The organism is Metallosphaera tengchongensis, from assembly GCF_013343295.1.
Lineage (GTDB): Archaea > Thermoproteota > Thermoprotei_A > Sulfolobales > Sulfolobaceae > Metallosphaera > Metallosphaera tengchongensis.
In genome coordinates this window covers 2,078,806-2,092,242 of record NZ_CP049074.1, presented here as the reverse complement: position 1 = coordinate 2,092,242, position 13,437 = coordinate 2,078,806, and the positions used below count along the sequence as shown (strand labels likewise).

The following is a 13,437-nucleotide window of genomic DNA, read 5'->3' as shown; positions in this document are numbered from 1 at the left end:
TAATGAAGAGGGAGAGAAAAGCGGTTTATATACTTTTCACATCACCGCCCTAAAGGGCGAGGCTTTCCCTACTTTTGTATTTACTAGTATTGGTATCGATTTAAAGATAACCTTAGTGTAGATCGGGACCAGCGTTAAAGTCCCAAGCCTTAATAAGTGTAGTATCTTATTGAAGAACTTGTCTAGGACGTCTTTCATTACCTTTTCATCGACTCTCCATGAATTTTTAAGCCTTTCAACTACTCCGACCACTTCTCCTACATTATAAGTAGAGAAGGAGACCTTTATCTTGCCCAGCCACGCCCCCTCAAAAATTTCATTCAATTTATCGCTATTTTCCTCAGCGAAATATCTTTTAATTATTGCACTAGTGTCCAGATAGACGCTCATCTCTCATTTCCCTGACTAGACTATTAGCTTTCAGGTCTAGTTTATTTTTCGAAATTTCCTCAAATGATATTAACCTTGGCGTCAGGCCCAGACCTTTCATCAGTGAATTAATAGCTGATAACGCATCAAGTTCCGATATGGCCTGTTCGAACATGTCGCTTAACGTTGTATTCCTCTCTACAGCTATCTCTTTAGCCCTCTTTAAGATCTCACTGTCTATTGATAACGTTACTTTAACCTTCATATACGTATCTACGTATGTATGTATAAAAATTTTCGATCTAACAGAAGAGGGCCTCGTCTTTTCGGGGGTTTTCTTTTCTGACTTCCTCCCCGCCCTAAAGGACGAGGTTTGCCGTTCTTTTATCACATTCCACTCTAGAGTAGATTTCTCCACCATTGAAAGGACCTCTAAGCCCTCGCGTGTGAAAACGCTGTCCACACCAAGAATCACCGCTTCCTCATCAGGAAGTACACTGCAATAACGGCGGCTACTACTAAAGCCGACCATATCCACACGCTCACGTCAATTGGGGAAGTTGTACCTGAGTGTGGCACCGCGCCCCCAACCCCGCTGTTGGTGGTGTTGCCAACTCCAGTGGAGTTCCCCAGAGCCCTGCTGGAGTTCACGTAGAGCGCGACGCATCTGTCTCCCTCCCTTACGTACACAGTCTCAGGGGAGGGCAAGTAGAACGCGTTACCCTTAACCCCGTCCATTACACAGGAGCACTCCACCTGGTACTTCTTCTCCAAGGTAAAGGAGTAGTTGGTACCCACGGGCCTAAGGACCTCCCCCTCTACGTAGTCCGTTGAGTTGACGAAGTATTTCCCCCCAGCCTCCCACAGGCTATCCTTGGGGAAAGTGTACACCTGGTTACCTACCACCACGACGCTGACGTTGTAGAGCAACTGGGGGGAGGTGGAGTTCCCGAACACTACCCACACCTTACCGTCGTAGTAGTAAGCTGAGCCACCAACGGCCTTTTCACCAGTGTTGACCCAACCGCTCCACGCTATGGGAGGTACGTACCAAGTGCCGTTGAACAGGTAGAAGGACTCCATGGAGACGTTGAAGCCCTCGCCCAAGTAGGCTGTGATGCCGTTACCGAAGCCGCCTACCACTGTGCCCGTGGTGTAACCTGAAAAGACCACGTCTAAGAGCTTACCCGGGAGGAGGTAGGTCCTCTCCCCCTTAAAGGTCCCGTTGGACAGGTAGAACTTGATTACGGTGAAATTGCCCTGTTGGTACCAAGTGGTGGTGAGGTTGAAGACGTGGCCCTGGAGGTTGGAGTTGGTCTCGTTGTATGCCCCGTTGAAGTAAACGCTTGTTTGCCATCCGGACTCGGTCAAGCTCAGTGGCTCGAGTACGTTCTGCACAAACACTTCCTGCCCTCCGACGTTAAGGCAAACGTTCTGCTGGACGGACATGTCCGGGGAACCAAGGGCTAAGGAGATGTTGTAAAGGACCACGACCGTCTGGATGCCCCCCATGGGGACGTAGCCGAACTCGTAGCCGTAGTTTGTGGGCGAAAATGAGGAAGAGGGCAGGGGGAGGAGTAGGAAAAGCAAGAGCAGGGGGAGGAGAGACCTCATAGGGTCTGCTCGGCCCGAGGATTTAAAAACTTTCATTGGGGGAGTCGATGTGTCTGATTGGTTGGTGGTCAGGAAGGAGAGACCTAAAAGGTAAACGTGAGCTACTCAAGGACTTGGTCGTCTTTCAAGGGTTGAAAATAGGAAATTAAAAGTGAGTAAGGGAGGACAAGCCTCGCCATGGCGGGGAAGTCTGACATCAATCTGTGCTGGAATAGCAACGTTTGCGTTAGTGGAGTGGAAGGGTCTCTCCTAAGCCTTCCCAGTACTTAGCCTTGGGATGGATATCCACTAGTCTCGATTTGGTCCACTCGGTCGTGATGCCTTTCCTCCGAAGTTAAAGGCCCTTTAACCACCTGTTATCGCTATGGAGGCCTCAACTAGGTCGGGTCTATCCTCAGTATCATTACGTCGCGCTATAAGGGCTTGGCTAGCATTGGGAACAGTGAAGGAAATCTATGATGCCTCGCGTCAACCTCCAGGAGGCCCAAAACCCCTCCATTGGGGTCTTCACGTCAGTCTGAAACAGACTCGGTATGACAAGGTCGAGCGCTTAAGCTCGTAGGTGTGATATTAAGAGATCCGCGTTAGGACTTCTGGTCCTTTTAGGCATGTAAAGACACTCCCGTCCACCTCTATAAAATTCAATTTTATTCTAAATCGTGCTCACTTCCCCACTCTAGTAGGGCTGTGTGGTCCTAAAGCGTCCCTTTATTTCACTATCCTCTTTCTTTAAAGCGCCTCGCAGCGGGGCAGTCAGTAACAATCGTGACCTCCTCCCCACAATGGAGAGTTCTCCTCATCGATTCGGAGTTAGATCTCCCATATGAAGGCAGTAGAGAGGAAGAGAACCCCTCTGATGTAAATTCATAGTTATTACCGCATTTAGGTCAATGAGTAGAGAAGTAATGAGGGTCAACGTAGACTACCTTGAGTCCGAGGTCCTTTGCTTGCGATTCAATCCAGTACTGCGGTCTACGGTACTGCATGAGGTAAAGTCCATCCTTAAACCCAGAGGGCAACTTCTTCACTCTCTCAATGGGGTTGTTGATGTGGTCAAGGAAGATGGCGGAGACGTTTAATGAGTAAGCTACCTCAACCCACTTACCTACCTTTTTTTGCGGAATCCTCTAGGACGTCCCCAGCTCTCTTGTAGTACGACCTTATCCTGCGTAGTATTCTGTTCTATTTCCATCTCTTCTCATTCTCCTTCTGTAGGGACTCAACTTGTGACCGGTAGTAGTGGGCGTCCTCTAAACGAGTTGATGCTCTAACGTACTTTTCGTCGTCTTTACCGACAACGGGTCCAGCCATGTTGATGGTAGCATCAATACGTTTGCTATTATTACCGTGGAAGACGATACTATTCTCTTTTACCGTGGTCCTACAGTAGAGAGCGACTAACCTCTATTTCCAGAAGACAGCAGAGTTGAATAAGTTGAAGGAGCATTTACTCGTCGACGAGAGTTAATGTTGAGTATTTTTATTCTAGGCATTATGAGTTTAGCATTATTCTTCATGCCTTACGAGCGGTCTTTATGTTTACGTAACATTAAATGGTTGAAAAATTGGAGGGAAAAAGATGTACGATAAGGCATAAGTCTAGGTTGAATTTGAAGGTCTTTGCAAGAGGTTAAGAGTTTAAAACTAGCGAGCATGGAGTTCAAGAAGACGAAAATTTTCTTGCACAATACACTCGAAATCTATAAGTTAAAATGAAATACAGATTTAGTTAAGTACTTGACGAGGGTTGACCCTAAGACGTTCGAGAGATCACAGCAGAAGAGCTATTTATTACCCTTTAGTAATTCGGTGCAGTCCATGAAATAGCCTGCCCTTAAAGGACTTAATTTATCCAATCCCTGAATCAACTTCATACAATATTCTGTTTTTTCCTAACCATTAATTATAATATTTCGTCGTATAATTAAATGTTTCTCTATGCGCTTTAACCGTTTGCCATACAATGTCGTTTTACTGAAATTCAATATCAAGTACTGGGACTTAGGCCTAAAGAACTAGGTTCTCAATGGGACTCCTTGAAGCTTAAAAACAACGGACCTACGTATCCAGTTTAATAGATAAGGACATTACTTTAACCCTTATCACGAACACCCGAGCAGAGATCTCATCAGATAAGCAATCGCCAACATTTTCTACCATTAGAGCAGGTACAAAAAGGCTTATTATATTGTTGGGAGGTACCCCTTTGGACGGGAGGACCTAGAATCCAATATAGACCTATTACAAGTCAGGATAACTGGTCTCAGCAAACTATACCTATCACCAGCTATGAAGGTAGAAGAGTAAGGACAATAAAATTAATGAAATAGTTTCTTAATAGAAATTTAACTATGAAGGCTAGATTTTTTATTATATGAAAGAAGTTGATTCTTCACCTCTTCGTAATGTGAGTTACCTCTCACATAATCAGCCCCAATAGTCCAAAGCTTACCATACCTACTATAATATATTCCAATATTTTCTATATAAGGAAAATCGCTATACCTTGACCTAACCTCGTCAGCTAACATTAAATAACCTACTAGTTGAGACCAGGTGTATTTGTCTAATTCCATTCCCTTAGTTGTCTTTATGTCTATCATTGTATTCCCCATTATTAAGTCCACGTCTGCTCCCCTAACTAGATCAGATACGTCCCTAAAGTGTGGATTTAACAAGTATTTTCCACTAAAGTTCTTTAATTCATCTGGGACTATACTGTACAGATTTATAAGGTCGTCCACATCACCTTCTTCTACTGGCGCATCTACGTCTTCATATATACCTGCCCTATATATTGAGTCAAGTCTAGCGAACTTCATGGTTAGCTCCGCGTACCGCTTAGTTAATTTACCTTGAGCCAAGTATTCCTTTTTTTCCTTAAGATATTCTTTCACTACTCTTTTTATTGATCTCAGATCATCTTTGTCCAGCATTTTATTTTCTAATTTTATTTTTCCAAATTGATCTATTCTGTTTTCTACAAACTTTAGGCTAGTTAATCCTATTATTGAGACCTCCTCAGCGTCAGGGTGAAGATATTTAAGGTAGGACCTTAAGAGGTAATCAAAAGCTGTACCCACTGTAGAGTAATTTTTAGTCTTAGGTTTGGCTATGCAATTCTTAGAGCCTTGAAAGTAGTCTTTCGGGATCGGAATAACTTCAACTATGACATTTGCAAAACCAGCTTTAATGATAGAAGTAAGACTCAAAGTTACCCATTCTGTTATAGGAAAAGTAAAATTTAAGCACAAATGACATAAATGATCTATGGCTATGGATTGATATAGAGAAGTATAGACATAAAAAAGAAGGAAGTTTTGTAAATAAAAAATCGCTGTTTGCGAAGTAAGGAAGGCTTCGCGGTGTGAAAGTCAGATATTAACTTACGTCCTACCCACGTAAAGGGAGAAGCTTATCGTTATCCTATTACAATAGAGATCCAAGCTTATTATACACTTACTCTGTATTTCATGGGACCTCAAGGACGAAAACATGCTCGGTAGTTTACTACATCTCTTACATGTGCTTATAATGACGCCGGATTAGTAGGAAGCTTTGGGCAATCAAGGATCTCCCGTTGCCAACACTTTGAGTAGGAATATAGTTTACATAACTACATATCAATATCTTATACGATGCTGAGACCAAAGGAGGTATCGATAGGCTGGGAATGTCCTACACAACACTATGGACCTTCGTCAAACAGGTAAGGCGAAGCCAGTAGTCCTAGAGAGTTGTAGATCGAGGTCCGAGGAAGAGAACGTTGAGAGGTTAATGGCATAGTAAAAAGGAAGTGATACTCTATGCTAGAGTGACCTTGACTGTAAAAAGCTCCGAGTTTTAAACTATCTTTCTGGAGGACCAGGGGGAAAAAGTCCGTTTAAACGTGCTAAGTCCATAAGGGCAAAAGACCTTTCGTCAGGTGTTGCCTGACTTACCTGGCTTCTTCTTGGTCAAAAGTACCCCTGCTACAGCTACTACTACAACTACAGCACCTACAGAGCCTAAGAACCCGTAGTTGGGGGACTCCACGAGCGTTTCCTCTATTGGTCCGTTCACTACCAGGGTCGATCCTGGGGATACGTTGTCAGTACCCACGAACTTACCCACTTCGTAGATTGGGACAGCAGCGTTTAATGTCACTGTAGAGCCCTGGTCGTACCAGGACGAGATTCCGTTTATAGTCACTAGGTACTGCTTGACTGCTGAGACGCTCACGGAGGATGGAGATCCCACGGTAAAGCTGGTTGGAGATATGGAGGTTGGCAAGTACCTCTCCTGGGAGCTCACGTAGTAGCTCAAGTTCTCCACCTCTATCCTCGTCCCCGAGTTGTACCATCCTGAGGTGAGCGTTACGTTACTACCGTTGACCAGGGCGTACACAGGTATTGACGAGTCCACGGTGAGGAAGTACTGCTTCAGGGTGTTTACAAACACGTTTGAGGGGCCGTTTAGCGTCATTGACTCAGATGGCAACACCGACACCATAACGTACCTAGTATCCGCGGTGGGATAGTAGGTGATGTTCTCCACTTGGATGGAGGTACCCTTGTTGTACCATCCCGGCTTCAGCGTGGTGTTACTGCCGTTTACAAGAGCGTACACTGGGACGTCTGAGGTCAAGTTGACGTAATACTGGGTAATCGCCTTGACTTTCACGACGTCTGGGGAGGTGAGGGTCAGGGAAGATGGGGACAACTGCACTATGACCTCCCTTTCCCCTTGGGAGGGGTAGTAGCTCAAGTTCTCCACCTCTATCCTCGTCCCCGAGTTGTACCATCCTGAGGACAGCGTCACGTTACTACCGTTGACCAGGGCGTACACAGGTATTGACGAGTCCACGGTGAGGAAGTACTGCTTCAAGGTATTCACGGTTAGGGAGAGCGGTGAGTTAACGGTTGTTTCCCCTGAAGGGGACACTGACGCAATGACGTACCTCTCCACGTTGTTAACGTAGTACACCAAGTTCTCCACGTTAATGGAGGTCCCTTCTACGTACCATCCTGAGGACAGCGTCACGTTACTACCGTTGACCAGGGCGTACACAGGTATTGGGGAGATGACGTTAACGTATAACTCGTAGTTGTAGAGCACAGTGACCGGCTTTGGGGAGGAGACTACCCCGCTGTAGTTGTATGATATCCACCTCTCCTGGGAGTTGGAGTTAGGCAAGGTCTGACTGTAAGAGTAGGGAGAGTTATAGTCGACCCACACTGTAGCAGGTGCCGTGACATGGTTCTCCCCACCAAAATAGTTGTAACCAACAGTGGGGTTGCCGTAGCCCTGGCCCCCTTGCACCTCGAAGTTGAACGTCGTCAAGAACTGCTCGTAATACGTCGCTTCAATCGAACTGTCACCGTTTATAGAACCCTGAACCATCGACGGCAGCGCCCACCTAATTCCCTGAGATGTCCCAATTATCTGCTGTATGGAGTAGGTGGTACCTACGGGGACAGTAAGTGAAATGGGCATTACAAAATTCATGATAGTCCCGTTGGGGAACTCGAGAGTGACAGTGGGAGAGGTAGGAGGAGACAGGCCCATAACTTGATAAGAGAACTTCACGAGAGCTGTAGGCGGACCAGTCACAACTTCCACGGTCCTCTCGACAGAGAACCCTGGGAAGAGAGAAGCGATTATCGTGAGGTTGTAAGTCCCAGTGCCAGGTACCGTCACATCCAGGTACTCCGTGGACACTCCGTTTATTGATGTCTGGGTAGGGGATGTATAAGAGACCCCAGGGGGTGCTACTACGGACAGGCTTACGCTACCGTAGGCGTATATGGTCAAGGGTATAGAGAAGGAGAAGCTGTTCTCAGTGAGGACCACTGGGGCGCTCAGGGAGAACTGAGTCACTGGGGTTGAGGTTACCTCACCTTGGTAAAGGACATCGTTAGCTTCTCCTATCAGCTGTCCCAGGGAGTTGTAGACTAGGATTGCGTAGTTCGTGGGGAATAGAGTCAAGGTGGCCGAACCGTTGACGAAGGGGATGGCATCGCCCTCGTAACTAGGTGAGTAGGGGTAGGTATCGTTGTACACTAGTACGTAACCGTCCTGGACTCCTGTCGTCACTGTCAACGTCGAGACCGTGTTGGACTCCCACAGGTTACCTAGAGTACCATTCCCTGCAGTGACCCCTGCGAGCAACTCACCTGAGAACAGGTAGTAGTAATTATTGTCGATTACGTGAGATACGGTCTCCGCAGTGTCCGAGCCGAAGTTGTAGGCGTTCGCTACCCCCTGGAAATTGTGTCCGTTCCAGTAGAAGAGGGACAAATACGTGGAGGAGGAGAAGATATAGGCAGAGGAGCCACTCCCTGGGCCGCCCATCACTAGTTCCGCGTCATAATAATGTCCGTCCCCCGTGTACTGGAAACCGTTAACCATGAAGTAGACGTTTGACGCCAAGCGCACGTTTGCAACAGTTACCGCGTCGTACTCCACCCAGTTAAAACCATCGTTGTACCAGAAGTATATGACCGGCTGACCCAAGGAGTTGACGCTAACGTTGACTAGGAGGTAGAAGGTACCAGGTAGAGGTAGTTGGTAATAGCTCCCCGGGAGGTTGTTCGCCCCATAGGCGTAGTAGGTAGAGGAGTTGGAGTTATAGATTCCCCCATTCCCCACGACCCCCGTAACGTTGGCAAGAGGGGCGGTCATGTTCCAGACGTTATCCTCAAAAGTCACGGTGTGATTAAACGTATTATACCAGGCGACGTCTTGTGCCCAAAGCGCGTAGGTGTTTCCGTTATACTGGTAGTTGAGTACTACGTTGAGCTGGAAGGTTACCCATGGCGTGTTGAAGCTGGAAACTGCGGAGAGGTTGTAAATCGTTACCTTTCCCTCGAACTGGGTAGTAGTCCTAATGAAGGGGCCGTTGGGGCCAATACCGTAGTCAGCTATCCCCATTGGGGCAGGCTCACTACTGTAGTAGTTATACACGCTAACTCCTCCAGGGAAGTACTTTCCAGCCAAGGTTGCGTTAGGTCTGGAGGGCGGAAAGAAGTTGTTAAAGCCGTGGACGTTTAAAGGGTGGTGAACGGATCCCGTCGGAATAAAGTTGGTTATTGATAAAAAGGTGAAGAATAGTAGGAGTAAAGTTATAGCATTTCTACTCATGTTAAAGAGAACAGAAGTCCCTCTATATATACTTTCTTCGCAAATTGAGAAAAGCTTCGCCCTTCAAGGCAGGGTCACGTTTTCTAAACACGTCTTTGATATTCATATTGTGAACAGAGGGGTTAAGAACGGTGGCGGGATCGAAATCAGAGAAAAGGTTAATTAAAATCCCACACCGCCCATCTAGTCTCTTGTCTCAAAGTATAAAAAGGGTATACGATATGTCCCCTCACGGTTGAGGGGGAGCATGCCCAAATAACCTGCTGAAGGAGACAAGGGAACTTGTGAGACTCTAGAAAATAGTATGTTTAAGAACGCTAGCGGTAAGCTGTCTAGGAAGATCTCTAGGACCGTGTGGAGGAGTATACACAAGGTACTCAAGTACAAGGCTATTCTACACGGTTCTAGCGTCCTTGAGGTCAACCCACACTTAACCTCAAGGTCTTGCCCCAGAAGTGGGTCCATATCCCGAAAGGTTGGTAAGACCTTCGTCTGTGAGAGGTGTGGTCTCAAGCTAGACAGGCAGTTGAACGCGTCATTGAACATCTACCTGAGAATGTGAGGGTTCCCATTTAGACGGTACCCAATCTAGGTGGGTCGGGGTCACCCCTTGGGGCAGAGGAGGATGAAGGAAGACCCGCTAGACCCTCCTGACAAGAGTTTATTGATATCAAGCTATATGAGACCCGATGAAACCTAAACCTCATTTTCTCGTCAGCAAACACGTACAGACAACTCCCTTCACGCGAACGTCGGTGCGGCGTGGTACGGTACGTTAAACCCTGACCTCACCAGGAGCCTACTGTAGATTATTTTCAGTTTAGTGAAGATAGGACTCACCACGAAGTTCACCCTAGGTCTCTCGTCTACGTCAAACCTAAGCATACCGGCTATCCCCCCTCCGTGAAAAACACATAGGACTCCCTGTCTGTATAGAGGCCTCTGGATTCCCTTCAGTTCCTTCCCCAGCGTGGAAGCTACGTTTTCACCTGCAATCATAGCACCCCTCGCAGTCCTAGCTTGTACCATCCCTTGAGCCAGATCCCCCACCGCGAAGACGTTTTGAAGGCCCTTGACCCTGAACGAAGGTAGTTCCACGTCCACGTATCCGTCCTTGTTAACGGGTAGGGCATCTCTGACTACTTTAGGGGCTGAGAGTTTCGGGAGAATTGACGTTAAGTTGCTCTCCACCTCTCTACCATTCTTTGTGATGACCTTATCTCTTCTAGCCTCCACCAGGGAGTCCCCCATTACGAGGTTTATCCCCTGTTCCATGAAGAGTCTGTTCGCAGCCTCAGAGACTCCTGGTGAAGGTATCATGCCGAAGACCCCCTTTGGACTTTGGGTCACTAACGTGACGCTCCCCTTGATCCCCCTCGACCTTATCTGGTGCATGATAATCAGCGCCAACTGGTACGATGGCCCTTCTATGGGGCTCCCCGTAGAGTTACCGATAACGGCGTTGACCTCGTCCATGGAGAGTAACCTTTCCTTTATCCTCAGGAAATGCGTGAGGGGATGGTGCATGAACGCGTGCTCGCTCCCAGGGATACTAGAGAAGTTCTCCTCGTACGCCCCTCCGAGTGCAACTACCAGATAGTCGTAGTCGAAAGTCCCCTTACTAGTACGGACCTCATTTGACTCAGTTAGGATTTCCTCCACTTCAGCTTCCACGAAGTGGTTACCCCTTCGTCCCATGGTCTCCATTGCGTCAAACCTAGTCTCATCCTCCCTCACGTCGTCAGTGAGGAGTGCTGGGAATATCGTGTTCTCATAGACTGTCCTTTCCCTGGATATTACTGTCACGTCCATCTCCTCAGGTCTGAAGTAGTCCCTCAGCCTGTGGGCTACAGTTAGACCACCGTATCCAGCTCCCAATATAACGACTTTCTTCAAGCAGAGCACCTCCAAGAGTATAGAGCTTGAAACCAGAGAGAGTGAGCGGTTCAGTTATTAAGGTTTTACTCGAGGTCTCACGTCCCCTTACTCCCCTACATTGAGAAAGGTGTTCCCGACCTTCCTGGATCTATACCTTTACAAATCGTCTCCACTTTACCCTGTTTTGGGACGAGGAGGAAAAGGGCACTTAAGGTAACTTTTCAAGAGGGGAGAGGGCCTCAACTTTCCATATGGTGACTGGAGGAACCCTTAGGGGTTAAACGGATCAGCAAGGTAAATGAAAGGACTAACTCGCCCCTTAAGTTAACGGAGAGCAGTTTCTTCTCCTACTCCTCCGAAGTTGGTGTCGTCATGAACTTGGGCGACCAGCCCTTAGGCATCTCGGAGGGGAGTTCCATCCCTCCCCTCTCCTTCAGGGCCTTACCTATCTCCTCATATATGCCGTTCCTCTCCTCTATCGCGTTGTGGACCTTCAATAAGGAGCTCAGGAGGTAGACCGACTTCTTGACTTCTTCTAATTCACCCCTCCTGAATGAGCTCTCAATCTTTTCCACCAAGTTCCATAAAGCGACGTGCTGGTTCATGAGCTCAAAGTTCCACCTAAATATGTACTCTCCCGCAATCATGGGGAAAAGGTACTCCTCCTCGAGGAAGATGTGGTACTTCAAGTTCCTAGAGAACCTGTCCATGAGCTCCATCACCTGTCCATCTCCCCGTCCTTCCTCAACGATGGCCTTGACCTTCTCCAGTAGAACGTCCTCCTCTGCGTGGTCCTGGACCAGCCTGTCAATCAACGACATCTCAGTCACCTACGGAAGCCCATATCCCTTGGGATATTTGGACCCTTCTCTGGGCAGGGGGCTCTTTATCAGTTATGAGTACCCCTCTCCCCTCCCCAGGTTTTCCTCCAAGGAGGTCTGTCACCTCGTATTTCTCAGTAACTTTTCCGTATAACTTCTGGACTAAGCTCACGTACCTCCTATGGACGTCCGTACCTATCTCCTCCTCGACCTCCTCTAGGATCTCGCTGTAGTCCCCGTCCACCTTACTCAGCCACCTCTTCCTCTCCTCCTTCACGTGGAGTAGCATGGCCTCTACTAGGTCCCCCAGGAGTTCCTCCCTCTTGAAAGCGTCCTCAGCCAGTTTGGAGAGGGCGGGGTGTTGGTCAACGACCTCACCGAACTTGGCCTCCTCTGCAATTAGGTCTTCCTTCTTGTGGTGACATCTCACCACGAAGTTCCTATAGAAGTCTACGTAAAAAGGTAAAACCTCTTGAAACAAAGAGGGGTCCCCTAACAACCTCTTTATCGCCATGGAGTACAACAAGGCCTTTGTGGCCTTCTCAATTATCTCATGCTCCTCCTCTATCTCACCTTTCCAACCCATGAGATCACAACATCTAATCGTCCTACATGATAATAATCAATACCCTTACAGTTTAGGGTATTCACGAAGTCCTCAGATCTGTGGGCCAGTTTCCAAGAGGTTGAAGACTCCCAAGGGACTGGGGTAGACGAAGGCGACGTCCTAGTGATCCCTGATAAAAGGACCGGACATCCGAGGGAGGAGGTCGGAGTCTGGTTAAACGGGGTCCTGGTCCGGATCTCGCTCAACAGTTCCCTAAAAATACGTTCCCAAGTAACGAAGAGTTAAGGGTATCACATTATTTCGTGTGCAGGAGACTGAAAGATTGGTGAGAATCTGGGTATAGATCCAAACTATAGGAGTAAACCCGTGATTGGTGACCATTCAGGGCATAAGATATACTCGCCACAGGATCAGCCACCAGTTCCCAAGGAAAAAGCTCTAGGAGTCCACGGCACCATTGTCGGCGTCGACTTCGACGTCTGCATCGCTGACGGGTCTTGCATAACAGCCTGCCCGGTGAACGTGTTCCAGTGGTTCGACACGCCGGGGCATCCAGCCAGCGAGAAGAAGGCAGACCCAATAAACGAGCAGGCCTGCATATTCTGCATGGCTTGCGTAAACGTTTGTCCCGTAGCTGCCATAGACGTAAAACCGCCCTGATGAAAAGAACAGCAAACCTCGCCTTTCAAGGCGGGGTGAAGGTCCTTAAACTCTTTTTCTCACCATTTCTTATGGAACTCCCTTCTGGTCAACTCCTCGATGAGAAGGGAGAACTGACCTATCCCTAATAACTGAGGGGAGCGTACGCACTGTCGCTCTCAGGTAGTTCTTAACGGAGCACAACAGAGGAAAATAAGAAAGCTAGCAGACGCATCAGCGAGGCTATACAACGAGGTAAACTGCGAGAGGAGGCAAAAGTGTCTCTGGCATAAGAGAGTAAACTTCAAGGTACCTGGACAAGTACTATGAGAAGTATAAGGTGAGCTGGGGGTTTGGGTTTCATCGGATCTCATATAACTTGATATCAACCCTCAACCCTTGTCACGGGAGTCAAGCGGATCTTCC

General features: G+C 47.7%; 10 protein-coding genes and 1 pseudogene. 2 read left to right on the top strand and 9 right to left on the bottom strand.

The window, feature by feature from the left end; translation table 11 throughout:
- Nucleotides 1-36: 36 nt before the first annotated feature.
- From GWK48_RS10925 to GWK48_RS10900, 6 genes are all read right to left on the bottom strand, one after another.
- Entirely contained in the window at nucleotides 37-390 is a 354-nt protein-coding gene (locus GWK48_RS10925) for a PIN domain-containing protein (protein ID WP_174632219.1), read from the bottom strand.
- Complete coding sequence (locus GWK48_RS10920) at nucleotides 368-634, bottom strand: DUF6364 family protein (RefSeq protein WP_174632217.1); 267 nt, start codon at nucleotides 632-634, stop codon at nucleotides 368-370. Before GWK48_RS10920 ends, GWK48_RS10925 begins: the two co-directional genes overlap by 23 nt.
- 206 nt (nucleotides 635-840) lie before the next feature.
- The gene (locus tag GWK48_RS10915) at nucleotides 841-1,983 is read right to left on the bottom strand and encodes a hypothetical protein (RefSeq protein ID WP_174632215.1); all 1,143 of its coding nucleotides are present in this window, start codon (nucleotides 1,981-1,983) and stop codon (nucleotides 841-843) included.
- An 887-nt stretch (nucleotides 1,984-2,870) separates the two neighbouring features.
- Nucleotides 2,871-3,047 (bottom strand): IS200/IS605 family accessory protein TnpB-related protein, encoded by a 177-nt coding sequence (locus GWK48_RS11845; protein WP_425487504.1) that lies wholly within the window; start codon nucleotides 3,045-3,047, stop codon nucleotides 2,871-2,873.
- 1,281 nt (nucleotides 3,048-4,328) lie between these two features.
- Entirely contained in the window at nucleotides 4,329-5,195 is an 867-nt protein-coding gene (locus GWK48_RS10905; RefSeq protein WP_174632213.1) for a hypothetical protein, read from the bottom strand.
- Between the two features lie 709 nt (nucleotides 5,196-5,904).
- Nucleotides 5,905-9,105: a thermopsin gene (locus tag GWK48_RS10900; RefSeq protein WP_174632211.1), complete on the bottom strand. Its 3,201-nt coding sequence runs from the start codon at nucleotides 9,103-9,105 to the stop codon at nucleotides 5,905-5,907.
- A gap of 295 nt (nucleotides 9,106-9,400) precedes the next feature.
- Between GWK48_RS10900 and GWK48_RS10895 the strand changes: the two are divergent.
- Nucleotides 9,401-9,731 (top strand): annotated as a pseudogene (locus GWK48_RS10895) (transposase); the annotation flags it as partial.
- 115 nt (nucleotides 9,732-9,846) lie between these two features.
- Here the strand turns inward: GWK48_RS10895 and GWK48_RS10890 are convergent.
- The 3 genes from GWK48_RS10890 to GWK48_RS10880 form a co-directional block, all read right to left on the bottom strand.
- A complete protein-coding gene (locus tag GWK48_RS10890) occupies nucleotides 9,847-11,001 on the bottom strand; it encodes an NAD(P)/FAD-dependent oxidoreductase (protein WP_174632209.1) in 1,155 nt (384 codons plus the stop codon).
- Nucleotides 11,002-11,330: 329 nt separating this feature from the next.
- Entirely contained in the window at nucleotides 11,331-11,804 is a 474-nt protein-coding gene (locus GWK48_RS10885) for a hemerythrin domain-containing protein (RefSeq protein WP_174632208.1), read from the bottom strand.
- Between the two features lies 1 nt (nucleotide 11,805).
- Nucleotides 11,806-12,390, bottom strand: a complete 585-nt coding sequence (locus GWK48_RS10880) for a hypothetical protein (RefSeq protein WP_174632206.1) — start codon at nucleotides 12,388-12,390, stop codon at nucleotides 11,806-11,808.
- A gap of 315 nt (nucleotides 12,391-12,705) precedes the next feature.
- Here GWK48_RS10880 and GWK48_RS10875 point away from each other — a divergent pair, with 315 nt between their 5' ends.
- A complete protein-coding gene (locus GWK48_RS10875; RefSeq protein WP_174632778.1) occupies nucleotides 12,706-13,032 on the top strand; it encodes a 4Fe-4S dicluster domain-containing protein in 327 nt (108 codons plus the stop codon).
- Nucleotides 13,033-13,437 lie beyond the last annotated feature (405 nt).

What these genes read in the sequence shown, in the direction of transcription:
- GWK48_RS10900 (WP_174632211.1), bottom strand. Translation starts at nt 9,105, where the DNA reads ATGAGTAGAAATGCTATAACTTTACTCCTACTATTCTTCACCTTTTTA.
- GWK48_RS10880 (WP_174632206.1), bottom strand. Translation starts at nt 12,390, where the DNA reads ATGGGTTGGAAAGGTGAGATAGAGGAGGAGCATGAGATAATTGAGAAG.
- GWK48_RS10885 (WP_174632208.1), bottom strand. Translation starts at nt 11,804, where the DNA reads ATGTCGTTGATTGACAGGCTGGTCCAGGACCACGCAGAGGAGGACGTT.
- GWK48_RS10915 (WP_174632215.1), bottom strand. Translation starts at nt 1,983, where the DNA reads ATGAGGTCTCTCCTCCCCCTGCTCTTGCTTTTCCTACTCCTCCCCCTG.
- GWK48_RS10925 (WP_174632219.1), bottom strand. Translation starts at nt 390, where the DNA reads ATGAGCGTCTATCTGGACACTAGTGCAATAATTAAAAGATATTTCGCT.
- GWK48_RS10920 (WP_174632217.1), bottom strand. Translation starts at nt 634, where the DNA reads ATGAAGGTTAAAGTAACGTTATCAATAGACAGTGAGATCTTAAAGAGG.